This window comes from Diaphorobacter sp. HDW4A (assembly GCF_011305995.1).
Lineage (GTDB): Bacteria > Pseudomonadota > Gammaproteobacteria > Burkholderiales > Burkholderiaceae_C > Diaphorobacter_A.
This window is the reverse complement of the sequence record NZ_CP049910.1, coordinates 4,879,484-4,896,553: the sequence shown is the minus strand read 5'-3', so window position 1 is coordinate 4,896,553 and position 17,070 is coordinate 4,879,484. Positions and strand designations below refer to the sequence as shown.

13 protein-coding genes are annotated in these 17,070 nt (G+C 61.4%); 7 read left to right on the top strand and 6 right to left on the bottom strand.

Annotated elements, in window-relative coordinates:
* Nucleotides 1-5: 5 nt before the first annotated feature.
* The gene (locus G7047_RS22460; protein WP_166310153.1) at nucleotides 6-1,121 is read right to left on the bottom strand and encodes an aminoglycoside phosphotransferase family protein; all 1,116 of its coding nucleotides are present in this window, start codon (nucleotides 1,119-1,121) and stop codon (nucleotides 6-8) included.
* 530 nt (nucleotides 1,122-1,651) lie between these two features.
* On the opposite strand from G7047_RS22460, the gene G7047_RS22455 reads away from it, so the two are divergent.
* From G7047_RS22455 to rsmA, 3 genes are all read left to right on the top strand, one after another.
* On the top strand, nucleotides 1,652-3,988 hold the full coding sequence (locus G7047_RS22455) for an LPS-assembly protein LptD (protein WP_371813900.1): 2,337 nt from the start codon (nucleotides 1,652-1,654) through the stop codon (nucleotides 3,986-3,988).
* 84 nt (nucleotides 3,989-4,072) lie between these two features.
* The gene (locus G7047_RS22450) at nucleotides 4,073-5,488 is read left to right on the top strand and encodes a peptidylprolyl isomerase (RefSeq protein WP_166310152.1); all 1,416 of its coding nucleotides are present in this window, start codon (nucleotides 4,073-4,075) and stop codon (nucleotides 5,486-5,488) included.
* 45 nt (nucleotides 5,489-5,533) lie between these two features.
* Nucleotides 5,534-6,316, top strand: a complete 783-nt coding sequence (gene rsmA / locus G7047_RS22445; RefSeq protein WP_166310150.1) for a 16S rRNA (adenine(1518)-N(6)/adenine(1519)-N(6))-dimethyltransferase RsmA — start codon at nucleotides 5,534-5,536, stop codon at nucleotides 6,314-6,316.
* Between the two features lie 355 nt (nucleotides 6,317-6,671).
* Here the strand turns inward: rsmA and G7047_RS22440 are convergent, their stop codons facing one another.
* The 4 genes from G7047_RS22440 to G7047_RS22425 form a co-directional block, all read right to left on the bottom strand.
* On the bottom strand, nucleotides 6,672-6,833 hold the full coding sequence (locus G7047_RS22440; protein ID WP_166299504.1) for a hypothetical protein: 162 nt from the start codon (nucleotides 6,831-6,833) through the stop codon (nucleotides 6,672-6,674).
* Between the two features lie 38 nt (nucleotides 6,834-6,871).
* Nucleotides 6,872-7,300 (bottom strand): barstar family protein, encoded by a 429-nt coding sequence (locus tag G7047_RS22435; protein WP_166310149.1) that lies wholly within the window; start codon nucleotides 7,298-7,300, stop codon nucleotides 6,872-6,874.
* Between the two features lie 143 nt (nucleotides 7,301-7,443).
* Nucleotides 7,444-7,872, bottom strand: a complete 429-nt coding sequence (locus tag G7047_RS22430) for a ribonuclease domain-containing protein (RefSeq protein ID WP_166310148.1) — start codon at nucleotides 7,870-7,872, stop codon at nucleotides 7,444-7,446.
* Between the two features lie 155 nt (nucleotides 7,873-8,027).
* The gene (locus G7047_RS22425) at nucleotides 8,028-10,337 is read right to left on the bottom strand and encodes an NADP-dependent malic enzyme (protein WP_166310147.1); all 2,310 of its coding nucleotides are present in this window, start codon (nucleotides 10,335-10,337) and stop codon (nucleotides 8,028-8,030) included.
* 396 nt (nucleotides 10,338-10,733) lie between these two features.
* Between G7047_RS22425 and G7047_RS22420 the strand changes: the two genes are divergently transcribed.
* The 4 genes from G7047_RS22420 (at nucleotide 10,734) to G7047_RS22405 (ending at nucleotide 15,159) form a co-directional block, all read left to right on the top strand.
* Nucleotides 10,734-11,693, top strand: a complete 960-nt coding sequence (locus G7047_RS22420) for an acetaldehyde dehydrogenase (acetylating) (RefSeq protein WP_166310146.1) — start codon at nucleotides 10,734-10,736, stop codon at nucleotides 11,691-11,693.
* Between the two features lie 14 nt (nucleotides 11,694-11,707).
* Complete coding sequence (gene dmpG / locus G7047_RS22415) at nucleotides 11,708-12,733, top strand: 4-hydroxy-2-oxovalerate aldolase (protein WP_166310145.1); 1,026 nt, start codon at nucleotides 11,708-11,710, stop codon at nucleotides 12,731-12,733.
* A gap of 195 nt (nucleotides 12,734-12,928) precedes the next feature.
* Nucleotides 12,929-14,296 (top strand): MFS transporter, encoded by a 1,368-nt coding sequence (locus G7047_RS22410; protein WP_240939223.1) that lies wholly within the window; start codon nucleotides 12,929-12,931, stop codon nucleotides 14,294-14,296.
* Between the two features lie 74 nt (nucleotides 14,297-14,370).
* Nucleotides 14,371-15,159, top strand: a complete 789-nt coding sequence (locus G7047_RS22405) for an IclR family transcriptional regulator (protein ID WP_166310144.1) — start codon at nucleotides 14,371-14,373, stop codon at nucleotides 15,157-15,159.
* 576 nt (nucleotides 15,160-15,735) lie between these two features.
* Here G7047_RS22405 and G7047_RS22400 read toward each other — a convergent pair.
* Nucleotides 15,736-17,070 carry an amidohydrolase family protein gene (locus G7047_RS22400; protein ID WP_240939222.1) on the bottom strand — a complete coding sequence of 445 codons (1,335 nt, stop codon included), beginning with the start codon at nucleotides 17,068-17,070 and terminating at the stop codon, nucleotides 15,736-15,738.

The following is a 17,070-nucleotide window of genomic DNA, read 5'->3' as shown; positions in this document are numbered from 1 at the left end:
CTTCTTCACATTCGCCCATAGGCGAAACCGTAGGCGGGCTGCGTACCTTCCACCTCGTCGATGAGCCTGAGAAGCGGCTTCAGTTCGCGATAGCGCGAGGTGGTCTGGCGGATGTAGTGGATGAAACGGGGCGCATCGGCCAAGTATTTGGGCTTGCCATCGCGCAGTGTGAGCCGCGCGAAGATGCCCGCGACCTTGAGGTGGCGCTGCAGTGCCATCCAGTCTACCGCGCGGTAGAACTCGCCGAAGTCTGCACCCCAGCCGCTCGCGCTGTTCGTGCCGAGAATGCCCGCCTGGCGCGCCTTTTCCCAGTAACGGACAGTAATGTCGATGACGAAATCCTCTTCCCAGCTGATGAAGGCGTCCCGAAGCAGGCTGGCGATGTCATACGTCACCGGGCCGTGGACCGCGTCCTGGAAGTCCAGCACCGCCAGTTTCTGCTCTGAGGTGACCATCAGGTTGCGGGTCATGTAGTCGCGGTGCACGAAGACGCTGGGCGCCTCGAGATTGGTCGCGATGATGGTGTCGAAGGTCTTCTGGATCGTCGCCTGCTGCTTGTCATTGAGCTTCACCTTGCGGTGCTGGCCCAGATACCAGTCGGGGAACAACTGCAGCTCGCGGCGCAGCAGGGCATCGTTGTATTCGGGCAGCACGCCGGGGCGCGAGGCCTTTTGCCAGTCGATCAGCGTGTCGACCGCCTGCAAATACCAGCCGTGGGCGGGCGTGGGCTGCTCGGGGTGGAGCAGGCCGATCAGCGTCTGGTCGCCGAAGTCTGTGATCAGCATGAAGCCGTGGGGCTCGTCCCAGGAAAGCACCTTGGGCGAAAGCACTTGGGCTTCTTGCAACAGTTTTTGAACATGAATGAATGGACGGCAGTCTTCCTTGTCGGGAGGTGCGTCCATAATGATGTAACTTGCGCTGCTGGCGCTTTGCACACGCAGATAGCGGCGAAAGCTGGCGTCGGCGGAGGCGGTGCTCACCGAATCGACGAGCAGGCCGTGTGCGGGAGCCAGCGCTGCCAGCCATTGATTGAACAGCTTCTCACGCGCCGGATCGGACCAGGAAACTGCTTTGGAGAGGGCTTCTGTGCCCGCCTGAGTGGGGTGGTTGGGTTGGCTCATGGATAATCCGATTCTACAAACCCGGCCTGCCGGATGCTGACGACCCGGTGCATGCTCCCGCGCGCCGCTGTCCTTCTGACACCTTGGACTGACTTGCTTTGCCAGACGACTTGAAGACTCCCGATCACCTGCCCACAGGCGACAGCGCCTCTTTGGCGGGCACAGCCGTGTCTGCGCCCGCGACCGGCCTGCAGCGCTTCGAGCGCCGGTTGCTCACCCGTCTGGTGGCGGCCGCCGTCTGCGGCGTCGCATCCGGCCCTGTGTGGGCGCAGGACCTGAATTCACTGCAATGGAAGGCCAAGGATGGCTCCCTGGTGACAGAGGCCTTCGAAGTGGCGGTTCCCGAGACGGTGCCACTGAACGCCGCGCCCGAGGCTGCGCCGCAGCCTTTCGTGCTCCCGGTGGCTTCTCCCGTGGCTGATGCCGGGGCGGCCCAGACCGTCCAGCTGACACAAGTTGATGCTTCCAAGAAAAAATCGCTCAAGGCCAGCCCGACCATCGCAGCGCCCGCAACCACGGCCCAGACCACGCTGACGACACAACCCGCAGAGAATTCCGAGATCGTTCCGGTAACCTCGGGCCTGCCGCCCCCGGCTTTGCGCTCATCTCCAATGCTGCAGGAGGAAATCCCTTCCGCAGTGCGTGCACAACTGCCGGTGTTCGTGACCGGCGATCAGGTGACCGGCCAGCCGGACATCAAGGCCGTGATCGACGGCAATGCCGAGCTGCGCCGCGGCGACACGGTGATCCGGGCCGATCGCATGGAATACGACGTGCCGGAAGACCGTGCCATGGCCGAGGGCAATGTGCACATCAACCGTGCGGGCAATGTGTACCAAGGCACGTTGCTGGACCTGAAGGTTGACGCGTTTTCGGGCTTCTTCAGCGACGCGCGCTATCGTTTTCTCGATACTGGAGGCCACGGAGAAGCCTCGCGCGTCGATTTTGTAGACAACGACAACTCCATTGTCTACAACAGCACCTACACGACCTGCGAACGCACCAACGAGGACAGCTGGCGTCCCGACTGGATTTTGCGCGCCCGCAAGATCACGCTGGACCGTGGAGAGGATGTGGGCGTTGCCGAAGATGGCGTTCTTGAATTCAAAGGCGTGCCGGTGCTGCCGGTGCCCAAGCTCTCGTTCCCGCTGTCGGACAAGCGCAAGTCCGGTTTCCTGCCGCCGACCATTGGCCTGAGCAGCAACAGCGGTGTCGAATACGAGCAGCCGTATTACTGGAACATCGCCCCCAACCGTGACGCCACCATCACGCCGATGTTGATGTCGCGGCGCGGCGCGTCCCTGTCGGGTGAGTTCCGCTATCTGGAGCCGACTTACAAGGGGCAGGTCTCTGCGATGTACATGCCCAACGACCAGTTGCGCGACCGCGACCGTTGGGCCTATGCACTCAAGCACAATGGGCTGATCGATTCGCCGATTGGCGGTCTGGGCCTGAACATCGACGTCAAGCGGGTCAGCGACGACAACTACTGGCGCGATTTTTCGCAGCGCACCAGCCCGATTGGCCTCGGTACCCAGCTCACGCAGCGTCTGCTGTCGGCCGATGCCTCGCTGGGCTGGACCAAGGGGGATCATTCGGTCTCGGCGCGCGCGCTCAAGTGGCAGACGCTGCAGGACGCCACCGCGCAGATCACCCCACCATATGACCGGTTGCCGCAGTTGCACTATCGCTACGCACCGCAGGAAATGCCAGGCGGGCTCGATTTCAGCGTCGATGCCGACTACACCAAGTTCCGGGCAGACAGCTATTACACGAAGCAACCTAACGCCGAGCGCTCATTCGCCTCGGCACAGTTGAGCCGACCGTTTCTGGCACCTGCGGGCTTCGTGATTCCGAAGGTGATGCTCAACACCACAAGCTACAAGTTCGACACCCAGCTCAGCAATGGGCAGACCAGCCTCTCGCGCACGCTGCCGACCTTCAGCCTTGACAGCGGTCTGGTGTTCGAGCGCGAAGCCAGCTTCTTCGGCCGCAATTTCCTGCAGACGCTTGAGCCGCGCGCGTTCTACACCTACACGCCGTATCGTGATCAGAGCATGATCCCGATTTACGACACGGCGCCCAACGACTTCAATTTCGCGTCGATCTATACGGAAAACGCGTTCGGCGGCAATGACCGCATTGCCGACAACAACCTGCTCACGCTGGGCCTGACCACGCGGCTGCTCGATGCAGATACCGGCGCTGAGGCTGTGCGTTTGGGCGTGGCGCAGCGCGTGCGCTTCTCCGATCAGGACGTCACGATGCCGGGCGTGAACCCGTCGCGGGATCGTCTGTCCGACATTCTGCTTGGCGCCGGTATCAACTGGACGCCCGAGTGGGGTTTTGACTCGATTGTTCAGTACAACCCCAAGACCAGCCGCTCGACCCGCAGCACCATCGGTGCGCGTTACTCGCCTGGCAAGTACCGCACGGTCAGCGCCGCCTACCGCCTGCAGAAGGTCACCGACGCTATCACCGAGGCGAGCGAGCAATTCGACGTCGGCTGGCAATGGCCGCTCAACGACCTCTGGGGTGACCGCGCCGAGCAGCGCACACCCGGTGGCCCGGGCCGCTGGTACAGCGTGGGTCGCCTGAACTACAGCATGAAGGACAGCAAGTTCGTCGACACCGTTGTTGGTTTCGAGTACGAGAGCTGCTGCTGGGTGGGACGCGTGGTGCTGGAGCGGCTGCAGAATTCGATCAAAACTTCCAACACGCGCCTGATGTTCCAGGTTGAATTCCTTGGTTTCTCGCGACTGTCGCTAGGCTCGAACCCGCTGCAGAGCCTGCAGCGCAATGTGCCGCGCTATCAGATACTGAATCAAGGGGTCGCAACGCCGAGCCGATTCAGTCAATACGATTGACAATGCAGCGGCTCCACGGCGAACGGGTGACTGGATGCCACGGCCGCATGGGGCGCGAATTGCCCGTTTACTTTTGAAGATGTCATGAAAATTCGTGCACTGACTTTGGGTCTTGTTTCTGCCGCCACCTTGTCGGTGGTGTTGTTGCCGATGGCGGCCTCTGCACAGGGTCTGCGACCAGCCGGCACGCCGCAGGCGCCGCGTCTGGCACCCAGCGTGACGCTGCCCGCCGCCACCGTCGGTGGCCGCGCCGCCACCCGTTCGGCTGACTTCATCGTGGCCGTGGTGAATTCCGAGCCGATCACCAACAATGACGTGCAGATCCGCATGGAGCGCGTGCGCGCCCAGATGGCGAGCCAGGGGGCAGGGCAGCAGCAGCCGCCTGAGAGCGTTCTGGCCAAGGAGGTGCTGGAGCGCCTGATCATGGAGAAGATCCAGATCCAGAACGCCAAGGAAATGGGCCTCAAGGTTGATGACTTCGCGGTGTCGCAGGCCGTGAAATCGGTGGCGCAGCAGAACAAGATCGCCGAGGAAGACATGTACCGCCGTCTTGCGCAGGACGGGATCAGCAAGGAGCAGTTTCGCGGTGAGTTGCGCAATCAGATGCTGGCGCAACGCCTGCGCGAGCGCGAGGTGGATTCGCGCGTGAAGGTCTCGGAGACCGACATCGACCAGTACCTGAGCGAGCAGCGCAGCACCTCCAACAGCGCGGCCGCTGTCAGCCCGGAAATCAACCTGGGCCACATACTGATCGCCGTGCCTGAAGGTGCTTCGGCGGACACGGTCGAGGCACAGAGGGTCAAGGCGGACAAGCTGACCCAGGAAATTCGCAGCGGCAAGGACTTCTCCGAAGCTGCGCGCGCTTCGTCCAATGCGGCCGACGCCGCGCAAGGCGGATTGATGGGCTTGCGTCCTGCAGATCGTTACCCCGATCTGTTTGTCAACGCCACTCAGAATGCGGCTGTAGGCAGCGTGGTCGGCCCGATCCGCTCGCCTGCGGGTTTCCATATCCTCAAGGTGGTGGATCGCTCGGTCTCCGGCGTGCCTTCCGTTGCGGTGCAATCGCATGTGCGCCACATCCTGCTGCGCATGGGCGCAAAGCAGTCCGAGCAGCAAGCCGCGCAACGTCTGGAAGATTACCGCCACCGTATCGAGAGCGGACAGGCAACTTTCGAGGCGCTGGCCCGTGAGTATTCGCAGGACGGCAGCGCGCAAAATGGCGGTGATCTCGGCTGGGCCGGGCCTGGTCGCTATGTGCCGGAGTTCGAACAGGTGGTGGAATCGTTGCAGCCCGGTCAGATCAGCCAGCCCCTGCTGTCACGTTTTGGCATGCACCTGATTCAGCTGCTGGATCGCCGCGAGGTCAAGCTGAGCCAGCGCGAGCAGCGCGAGATGGTGCGTGACGTGGTACGTGAGAAGAAGCTGGAAGAGGCTTACAACAACTGGATGCAGGAGACGCGCTCCAGGGCCTACGTGGAATTCCGCGAACCCCCGCAATAACAGGATCAAGCATTTAACTGGCAGCAATGGCTGCCAATTTTCATTATGAGCAAGCATATTGCGCGCAAGCGCTTCGGTCAGCATTTCCTGAGCGATAGATACATCATTGATGCCATCGTGGATGGCATCGCCCCCGTTGCCGGCGAGCCGATGGTCGAGATCGGCCCAGGACTGGCCGCGCTCACCCAACCGCTGGTGGAGCGCCTCGGTCACCTCACTGTGATCGAGCTCGACCGCGATCTGGCCCAGCGCTTACGCGGTCACGGCCAGCTCACGGTGATCGAGTCTGACGTGCTGCGCGTGGATTTCGCCAAGGTCGCGGCTGACATGAATGTTCCCAAGGTGCGCGTGGTGGGCAATCTGCCCTACAACATCTCGACGCCCATCCTGTTCCATCTGCTGGAGCATGTGGATGTCATTCAGGATCAGCACTTCATGCTGCAGAAAGAAGTGATCGACCGCATGGTGGCTGCGCCGTCATCGGGTGACTACAGCCGCTTGTCGGTGATGCTGCAGTGGCGCTACGACATGGAGAACTTCCTGTTCGTGCCGCCGGAGAGCTTTGATCCACCGCCGCGCGTGGACAGCGCCGTAGTGCGCATGGTGCCCAAGGCGAATCCTGCGCCGGTGGACGTGAAGCTCATGGAGGAGCTGGTGCAAGTGGCTTTCTCGCAGCGGCGCAAGATCTTGCGCAATACGCTCGGCAAGTGGCTGGAGGCGCGGGGCTTCTCCGGGGAGTTTGATGTGCAGCGGCGGGCTGAGGAGGTGCCGGTTGCGGAGTATGTGCGCCTGGCGCTGGAGTTGAAGGGCGCTGCTTCTTCAACTTAGGGTTGAGGGGCTTGTTCCCTCTCCCGTTTGCGGGGGAGCGTTGGGGTGGGCGGTATTCTCTCTTGCATCTGCTGGGGTGCTGGCGGCGGAGGCCGGGACTGCCCCCGGCGGGGCAATCACTTTTTGCTTGCGCGCAAAAAGTAATCAAAAACGCGCTTTGAATACCTCCGGCGGAACTCGCTGCGTTCCTTCGTCACTCCGCTCGGGCAGCCGCCGGAAATCAGTTTTGAAGAGGTGTGTTCGGTACTTCGCTGCGTTCGTGCCTGGCATTGCCCTCAGGAGATGCTTTCTAGTTTTCTTCGCCTGATAAACAAAAAACGCGTCAATTGCAGTGAATTGACGCGTTTTTTGAACTTCAGGCGGCGGCTAGCCAGTAGTGGGAGTTGAACGGGCTGCTCATCCGCAGGGCCTGCGGGGTGACATCCACGATCTTGTCCGTGGGCATGGTTTCGCCTGTGGACCTGTCTACTTTGATTTCAATAGCGGGGGCACGCCGACTGACGGCGGTTTCGGCCACGCTGGCCCGTTCCACTTGGCCTGAAGTTGCAGAACGGGCTACAGAAAAGAATAGAAGCAGCGGAACGAGACCTTGCGGTCCGCCCAGTAGTCGGCGGCGTCGCGGAAGATGTCGAGTAGTTGCTCGCGCGCTTCCTTGTCGAACTTCGGCGTCGTCGGAATCTGCTCCAACACCACGATGAAGCCAGGCTGTGGGCCGGACTTGTGCAGTGGATCGGTCAGGCAGTCGTACAGCGCATCAAAGTTCTTGCCGAAGTGCGCCGGGAACATGAACTGCTGGGCGATCAGGTCGAGAATGTCCTGCTTGGACAGTGCGTGCGCCAGATTGGCGTACAGGAAGTGGTTGCCCATCGCCTGGGCTGCAGTCTGCAGATCCTGGATGCGATAGGCCCGGATGGACTGGACGATGTTGGGTCGCACACCGCGCAGCAGCGTGTTGTCCTGATCGTGACGAAGTGGCATTTCCATCTCCGTTGCTCTTTCTTGTTAGATATCCACAAAAAGATGAATGTTTCGATAATTTCGGGTGACTGCGGAATTGTGTGCTGATAACGAAGTATCGCCAAGCCTCTGCGTTCGCTGCGAACAGCAGAATAATGGTTGGTTGACAGTTATTCCTTGATCTCTCGGAAACTCGCGTAGTGATCGTTGGTGTAATAGCAAGCGTCGGGTACACGTACAGGTCCGCCACAAACGATGCGCCGAGCCCCCCGATTGCGGGCTCCAGGCGTCTTGACGGTGTATTCGTGGTAGTAACCGCGCCGTGCTTTGGGAAGCTGGCGTTCGTAGTTGCCAAAAACCGAACCGTCCTTTTCGCTTGCGAAGGGACCGCCTTCCTTGATCAGTGCATATGTAGTGCGAGCCTGTGGCGGCAACTCTGCAACAGCAATGGTGGCGGAAACGGGATCAATGACAACGTTCTGACGAGCGAATGCAACGACGGGTGTCCCAAGAGACACCGTCAACAAAGCGTACGCCAAACCTGCTAAACCGGCCTTCAAACCAGTTCTTTGCGCCGTTACGGCGACAGCCTTCAACATCAACGACACCTTTCGGAAACTACGGGTTTACCCGGAATTTCGAGGCAATAGTTTGACTCAAAGACCCACAAAAAGCAAGGGACTGCACAAAAATTGGGCAGTCCCTTAGTCAAGAATGACAGTTTTATGTGAGTGCTTGCTTCGTGTTTTTGCCTTTAGCGGGCGGCATTTGCATCAGCGACAGTCAATGCTGTCATATTCACGATCCGGCGGACAGTCGCGCTCGGGGTGAGAATGTGCACCGGCTCGGACGCCCCCAGAAGCACAGGCCCGATGGCGATGCCGCCGCCAGCAGCGGTCTTGAGCAGGTTGTAGGAAATATTTGCGGCGTCGATGTTGGGCAACACCAACAGGTTAGCGCTTCCCGATAGTGAACTTTGGGGCATGATCGCGGCGCGTGCCTTGGGATCTAGCGCCACGTCGCCATGCATTTCGCCATCGACTTCAAGCCATGGTGCCTGAATCTTGAGCATTTCCAGTGTTTGGCGCATTTTGACAGCGCTTGGCTGATTGCTCGATCCGAAATTGGAGTGCGACAGCAACGCGGCCTTGGGCTTGATGCCGAAACGCATCATTTCCTCAGCGGCCATCACGGTGATCTCGGCGAGCTGTTCGGCCGTGGGGTCGTAGTTCACGTGTGTGTCGACCAGGAACACCTGACGGTCGGGCAGCAGCAGGCCGTTCATGCAGGCGTAGGTATTGACGCCCGCGCGCTTGCCGATCACCTGGTCGATGTACTGCAGGTGGTGGGCGGTCAGGCCCCAAGTGCCGCAGATCAGGCCGTCGACCTCACCCTTGTGCAGCAGCATGGTGCCGATCAGTGTGAGGCGACGGCGCATTTCGATCTTGGCCACAGGAGCGGTCACGCCCTTGCGCTCGGTCATGCGGTGGTAGGTCTGCCAGAAGTCGCGGTAGCGATGGTCGTTCTCGACGTTGACCACGTCATAGTCGACCCCTTCCTTCAGGCGCAGGCCGAATTTTTCCACGCGCTGGGCAATGATGGCGGGGCGCCCGATCAGTGTCGGGCGGGCAATCTTTTCATCGACCACGATCTGCGCGGCGCGCAGCACGCGCTCTTCTTCGCCTTCCGAATAGGCCACGCGCTTCTTGGCGGCGGTCTTGGCGGCGGTGAAGATTGGCTTCATCGTCGTGCCCGAGGCGTAGACGAACGTCTGCAGATGGTCGCTGTAGGCGTCCATGTCGACGATGGGGCGCAGGGCCACGCCGCTGTCGGCGGCGGCCTTGGCCACGGCCGGAGCGATCTTCATCATCAGACGCGGATCGAACGGCTTGGGGATCAGGTATTCACGGCCGAACGCCAGTTGCTCGCCCGCGTAGGCGGCTGCCACGACTTCGCTCTGCTCGGCCTGTGCCAGCTCGGCAATCGCGTGCACAGCGGCGATTTCCATCTCGGTGGTGATGGTGGTCGCGCCGCAGTCGAGCGCGCCGCGGAAGATGTAGGGGAAGCACAGGACGTTGTTGACCTGGTTCGGATAGTCCGTGCGGCCTGTCGCGATGATTGCGTCGTCGCGCACGGCCTTCACTTCTTCCGGCGTGATTTCGGGGTTCGGATTGGCCAGCGCGAAGATCAGCGGATTGGCCGCCATTTTCTTGACCATGTCCTGCTTGAGCACACCACCGGCCGAGAGGCCGAGGAAGATGTCCGCATCGGCGATCACTTCACTGAGCGTGCGCTGCGGGGTCTCTTGTGCGAAGAACGCCTTGTCCTCGTCCATCAGCTCGATGCGGCCCTTGTAGACCACGCCCGCAATGTCGGTCACCCAGACGTTCTCGCGCGGTAGCCCGAGCTTGACCAGCAGGCCCAGGCAGGCCAGCGCTGCAGCGCCTGCACCGGAGGCGACCAGCTTGACCTTGGCGATGTCCTTGCCAGCGACCTTGAGACCGTTGATGATGGCCGCGCCCACGGTGATGGCGGTGCCGTGCTGGTCGTCGTGGAAGACCGGAATCTTCATCCGTTCGCGCAGCTTGCGCTCGACGTAGAAACAGTCGGGCGCCTTGATGTCTTCAAGGTTGATGCCGCCGAAAGTGGGTTCCAGCGAGGCGATGATCTCGACCAGCTTGTCCGGATCCTTTTCGTCGATCTCGATATCGAACACATCGATGCCCGAGAACTTCTTGAACAGCACGCCCTTGCCTTCCATGACGGGCTTGCCGGCGAGCGCGCCGATGTCGCCAAGGCCGAGCACGGCCGTGCCATTGGTGACCACGCCCACCAGATTGCCACGTGCGGTATAGCGGAAGGCGGCGTTCGGGTCTTTGACGATCTCTTCGCAGGGGGCGGCCACGCCGGGCGAATAGGCCAGAGCCAGATCATGCTGGTTGATCATCTGCTTGGTGGCAGCAATCGCGATCTTGCCGGGCTTCGGAAACTCGTGGTATTCGAGCGCTGCCTTGCGCAGCTGGGCACGTTTATCAACAGGGGTCGGGGCCGTATTCTCGGACATCAAGCGTCTCCAGCGAAGGGCAATGCTGACGGCGCTTTTCCCTCAGTTGGAAGTGCCGTCAGAGTGAGGAAGGGGAGCCGATTGTAGGCCTCAACGCGCGTCCTTGGCGGAGGAGTGAAACAGTTGTGATGCGCGGATGCCCAATCGGCATGGAAAAATGGCTTTCATAGCTGGAAAACCCCAGCCGGCAAGGCCTGCGCACCAAGTCTGTGCTCGCATTCCGATGTCGATAAGCCCTTCGTCAAACCCCTTGTTGCCAGCTGCATTTCGAATTCGGGAAATATGGAATATTCAATATATGAGAATTGCATTCACATGTTGATTATTTAAAAAAAAATCCCTAAACTCGCGTTCCGTATAAAACACAGGGCCGTGCTCTGGAATGGAAGGAGTCAAGTGTCAAACGCTCAACGCAAACTCAAGGCCGCCATCGTTGGTAGCGGCAATATCGGTACGGACTTGATGATCAAGATCCTGCGCCATGGCAAGCACATCGAGATGGGCGCCATGGTCGGTATCGATCCCAATTCCGATGGCCTGGCCCGCGCCGCGCGCATGGGTGTTGCCACCACGCACGAAGGCGTCGAGGGTCTGACCCGACTGCCCGTGTTCAAGGACATCGATTTCGTGTTCGACGCCACCAGTGCAGGTGCCCACGTCAAGAACGACGCCTTCCTGCGCAGCTTGAAGCCCGGCATCCGCATGATCGATCTGACACCCGCCGCCATCGGTCCGTACTGCATTCCCGTGGTGAACGGCGAAGACCACCTCGACGCGCTCAACGTGAACATGGTCACCTGCGGGGGCCAGGCCACGATTCCGATGGTCGCCGCCGTCTCGCGCGTGGCCAAGGTGCACTACGGCGAAATCGTCGCCTCGATCTCCAGCAAGAGCGCCGGTCCAGGCACGCGCGCCAACATCGACGAATTCACCGAAACCACGTCGAAGGCGATCGAAGTCGTCGGCGGCGCCACCAAGGGCAAGGCCATCATCGTGCTGAACCCGGCCGAGCCGCCGCTGATCATGCGTGACACTGTCTACACGCTCAGCGAGCTGGCCGATGAAGAAGCCATCGCCAGGTCCGTCGAGCAGATGGCCGCTGCCGTGCAGTCCTACGTCCCTGGCTATCGCTTGAAGCAGAAGGTGCAGTTCGACCGCATCGACACGCCCGTGCGCCTGCCTGGCGTGGGTGACGCGCTCACTGGCCTCAAGACATCGATCTTCCTCGAAGTCGAAGGCGCCGCCCACTACTTGCCCGCTTATGCAGGCAATCTGGACATCATGACCAGCGCCGGTTTGCGCACCGCAGAACACATGGCTGCCCGCATGCTGGCCGCTGAACTGGCGACCGCCTGAGGAGACGAGACATCATGAACAAAGACAAGAAAATCTACATCTCCGACGTGACGCTGCGCGATGGCAGCCACGCCATCCGTCACCAGTACAGCGTCGAGAACGCCAAGCAGATCGCCAAGGCGCTCGATGACGCCAAGGTCGACTCCATCGAAGTCGCTCACGGCGACGGCCTCCAGGGGTCGAGCTTCAACTACGGCTTCGGTGCGCACACCGATCTGGAATGGATCGAAGGGGTGGCCAGCGTGGTCAAGCACGCCAAGATCGCCACGCTGCTGCTGCCCGGCATCGGCACCGTCCACGATCTGAAGAACGCCTACGACGCAGGTGTGCGCGTGGTGCGCGTGGCAACGCATTGCACCGAGGCCGATGTGTCGCGCCAGCATATCGAATACGCCCGCAAGCTCGGCATGGATACCGTGGGCTTCCTCATGATGAGCCACATGACCACGCCCCAAGCGCTGGCCGAACAGGCGAAGCTGATGGAAAGCTACGGCGCGACCTGCTGCTACGTGGTGGACTCCGGCGGCGCGCTGGGCATGAATGACGTGCGTGATCGCTTCCGCGCGTTCAAGGATACGCTCAAGCCCGAAACCGAAACCGGCATGCACGCTCACCACAACCTGAGCCTTGGGGTGGCCAACTCCATCGTCGCGGTGGAAGAGGGTTGCGACCGCGTGGATGCCAGCCTTGCCGGTATGGGCGCGGGCGCGGGGAATGCGCCGCTCGAAGCCTTCATCGCCGCCATCGACCGCTTGGGCTGGAACCATGGCACCGATCTGTACAAGCTCATGGACGCGGCCGACGACATCGTGCGTCCGCTGCAGGACCGTCCAGTGCGTGTGGACCGCGAAACACTGGCGCTCGGCTATGCGGGTGTGTACAGCTCCTTCCTGCGCCACTCCGAAGCGGCTGCGGCCAAGTACGACCTCAAGACCGTGGACATTCTGGTCGAGCTCGGCAAGCGTCGCATGGTCGGCGGTCAGGAAGACATGATCGTCGACGTAGCACTGGACATTCTCAAACAGCGCGCAGCCGCCTGACGCTGGTTCCGGCGCGACAGATCGTCGCGGCCGAACCATTCAGGCTACCCGCACAAGCCGTACGCTGAATAGGCGCGGGGCTCGTGCGGTCTTTCGTGTTTTTTCCGTGCGTTATCCCTTTGACGGCGCCAGTACGACTCTTGTGGTCAGTGCAGTACCTCCAAGTACCCAGTCCGTTTTAGTAAGCAGAGACAAATGAATTCCATGGCGGCAACACCATCAGGCCTCAAGGCCCAAACAAGCCCATCCCCCGACAACCAGATCAGCGACGCAGACCGTCGCCGCGCGCTCTTCGGCAGCGCCGTCGGCAGCACCATCGAGTGGTACGACTATTTCCTCTACGGAACCATGTCGTCCATCGTCTTCGGCAAGCTGTTCTTCCCATCGGATGATCCCGTCACCAGCCAGTTGCTGGCGCTCGCGTCGTTCGCCCTCGCTTTTCTGATCCGTCCCATCGGCGGCGTCGTTTTCGCACACATCGGTGACCGCGTCGGGCGCAAGAAAACGCTCGTGATGACGCTGTCCATCATGGGCCTGTCTACCGTATTGATCGGCCTTACGCCGACCTACGACCAGATCGGCGTGTGGGCGCCGATTTTGCTCACGCTGCTGCGCCTGTTGCAGGGGCTTGCCCTTGGCGGCGAGTGGGGCGGCGGCGTGCTGCTGGCGGTAGAATACTCGCCCGCCAAAAAGCGCGGCTTCTTCGGCGCCGTGCCGCAGACCGGCGCGCTGTTCGGTCTGGCGCTGGGTAACCTTGTCACCTCGGGCCTGAGCACCGTGTTCACGGAAGAGGCTTTCCTGTCCTACGGCTGGCGCATTCCGTTCGTGCTGTCCATCGTGCTCGTGATGATCGGCATGTGGATCCGCAACAAGGTCGAGGAAACGCCGTCGTTCCGCAAGGTCGCTGAACAGGCCAAGGCCAACCCGTCTGCCGCTGCCGCTTCGAAGAAGCTGCCGCTGACCGAAACGATCACCAAGCACTGGCGTCCGGTGCTGGTCGCCATCGGCGCGAAGTTCGTCGAAACCTCGACCTTCTTCCTGTTCGCGACGTTCACCATCTCGTATCTCGTAGGTCTCGGGTACAAGCGCGTCGAAGCGCTGAACATCGTGCTGATCGCAGCCGTGATCGCTGTGCCGGTGATGCTGTACTTCGGCGCACTGTCCGACCGCATCGGCCGCAAGAAGGTCTTCGTGGCCGGAACCATCTTGATCGCGCTGTATGCCGGTCCGTACTTCTGGCTGCTCAACCAGGGCTCGGCGGTGATCTCCACTATCGCTGTGGTGATCGGCTTTTCGGTCATCTGGTCCACCTACGGCTCGGTGCTTGGCACCTTCTTCGCTGAGAGCTTTCCGCCCAACGTGCGCTACACCGGTATCTCGCTCGGCTACCAGGTCGGTGCCGCTCTGGTCGGCGGCCCGATGCCCCTGATCGCCACGGCATTGATGGCTCGCTATCATGGCAGCTATGTTCCGGTCGCCATCTTCATTGCGCTGTGCGCGCTGGTCTCGCTGATCGCCATCAGCTTTACCAAAGACCGCACCGGACAACCGTTGGACTCCTGATCGTCAAGGCGTGTGGCACTGCATCGCGCCGATGGTCATGAATCATCGACGCCCATGCAATGCCCTCGCCTCACATGACCGACAAGACGACAACTACAACAGGCAAAACAGCCAAACCTCTCGCCAGCCAGACCTTGTTTCGCGGCCTTGAGGTCGTGGCAGCCGTCGCCGACGGCTGCCGCACGGTCAAGGATATTTCCGAGAAAACGGGCATCACCTTCAGCACCACGCACCGGCTGGCGTCGGCGCTCGTGGAGGTCCGCTATCTGCGTTTTGAACCGCGCAAGGGCTACCGCTTGGGCAGCCGCCTGGTGGAGCTGGGCTTCATGGCCTACCGTGAATCGGCGGTCACCACCACCGCCAGACCTTTCCTTGAAGAACTCGCCGCACAGACGCTCGACACCGTGCACCTTGCTGCTCTGGACGAGGACGAGGGCATCATCTATCTCGACAAGATCGGTGGCAAACGCGCCATCGAAGTCAACACCCGCATCGGCGGACGCAAACCGGTCTGCAGCACCTCGGTGGGCAAGGCGTTGATCCTTGACGATGGACGCGCCGCGTGGAAAAAGCGCTTTCAACAGGAGATTGAAAAAGGGCTCGCCGGTCGGTTGACCGAAGACGAATGGCTGGGGGCCATGGCCAACTATGCGGCCAAGGGGTACACGTTCGACATGGATGAGAACGTTGACGGAATCCGCTGCGTGGGGGCGCCTGTGCGGGATGCGAGTGGGGAGATCGTGGCTTCGATCAGCGTGACGAGTACGGATGCCTATACCGATGAGGCGCGGATGCGGGAGGTGATTCCTCTTGTGCAGGAGGTGGCTCGGAAGATTTCCATTCAGCTGGGGGCTGGGGGGTAGTCTTTTTTTGCTGGCTGCTGGCTGGCTTGTTTGAGGGCGGAGGCCGGGACTGCCCCCGGCGGGGCAGTAACTTTTTGGTCTTGCCCAAAAAGTCACCAAAATGCGCTTTTTAATACCCGCGGCAGAACTCGCTTTGCGCTGCGCGCGCCGCTCGGACAACCGCCGCGATTCAGAGTTTTCATAAGAGGTGTGTTCGGCACATCGCTGCGCTCGTGCCGTGCATCTCGCGACTTCGCAAGATGTTGGTGCGCCAGTGCTGTGCGATTTTTTGATTGGTTCGTTGGGCCCCCTCGCTTAAAAGCGCAATGGGCATTAGCCTCCCAACCCAACTCTGCAAATGCCCCGGCACGAGCGCAGCGACGTGCCGCAAACTCCTCTTATTGAACATCTAGCTCGCGGCGGTTGCCCGAACGAAGCGACGTAGTCGCGCAGTGAGTTCTGCCGCGTGACCCCGAATTCAAGCGCGTTTTTGGTGACTTTTTGCGCGCAAGCAAAAAGTTACTGCCCCGCCGGGGGCAGTCCCGGCCTCCGCTCTCAAAAAATCAGCCGCGGTGGCCAACAGCCTCAGTAGCCCCCTCAGCGTGCAGCCAACAAAGAAACGCTTGCAGGCCGTCCAGCCAGGTGCAACACAGCATCCGCCTTGGGCGTAGAAGCAATCAACGCACCACGCCTCCAGACCTTGAGCCGCGCAGCCCGCAGCCGAATCGCTTCCGAAGCAGAGCGCGCATGCAGCAACACCATGTCCGCGTTGCACCCCACTTCAATCCCGTAGCCTTCCAGCCCAAGAATCTTCGCAGGCGTAACCGTCACCGCGTCAAAACACTGGCGCATCGCGTTCTGGCTGGTCATCTGGCCGACGTGCAGGCCCATGTGCGCGACTTCGAGCATGTCGCCGCTGCCGAGGCTGTACCACGGGTCCATGCAGCAGTCCTGGCCGAAGGCGACGTCGATGCCCACCGCCAGCATCTCTGGCACGCGGGTCATGCCACGGCGCTTGGGATAGGTGTCGTGGCGGCCTTGCAGCGTGATGTTGATGAGCGGGTTGGCGATGGCGGAGACGCCGGCCTCGCGCATCAGCGGCAGCAGCTTGGAGACGTAGTAGTTGTCCATGCTGTGCATCGATGTGAGGTGCGAGCCGTTCACGCGGCCGTGCAAGCCGAGACGCTGCGTTTCGTAGGCCAGGCTTTCGATGTGGCGGCTCAAGGGGTCGTCGCTTTCGTCGCAGTGCATGTCCACGCGCAGGCCACGTTCGGCGGCGAGTTCGCAGAGCCAACGCACGCTCTCGGAGCCTTCCGCCATGGTGCGTTCAAAGTGCGGAATGCCGCCGACCACGTCCACGCCCATGTCGAGCGCGCGGATCAGATTGTCCTTCGCGCCCTTTCCACCGTTCGCGCGCAGCACACCGTCCTGTGGAAAGGCGACCAGCTGCAGGTCGATGTAGGGCTTGACCTTCTCGCGCACGTGCAGCAGCGCTTCGGTGGCAAGCAGGCGCGGGTCGCAGATGTCCACATGGCTGCGGATCGCGAGCAGTCCGCGTGCGGCCGCCCAGTCGCAATAAGCGAGGGCGCGCTCGACGATCGCGTCCTGCGTGAGCAGGGGTTTGAGCTCGCCCCACAGCGCGATGCCTTCGAGCAGCGTGCCGCTTTCGTTCACGCGCGGCAGGCCGTAGCTGAGCGTCGAGTCCATGTGGAAATGCGCGTCGACAAACGGCGGCGCGACCAGCATGCCTTCGGCGTCGGCCTCTTCCACGGCCGTGGCCGCGAGCGCTGTTTGCACGGCCACGATGCGGCCGGCCTGCACGCCGATGTCGATGTTGGTACGACCATCTGGCAGCGTGCAGTGGCGCACGATTAGGTCCATGGTCGCGGGTGTCGTGGGAGTGGTGGGGGTAGTGGTTGTGGGCGTCGTCAT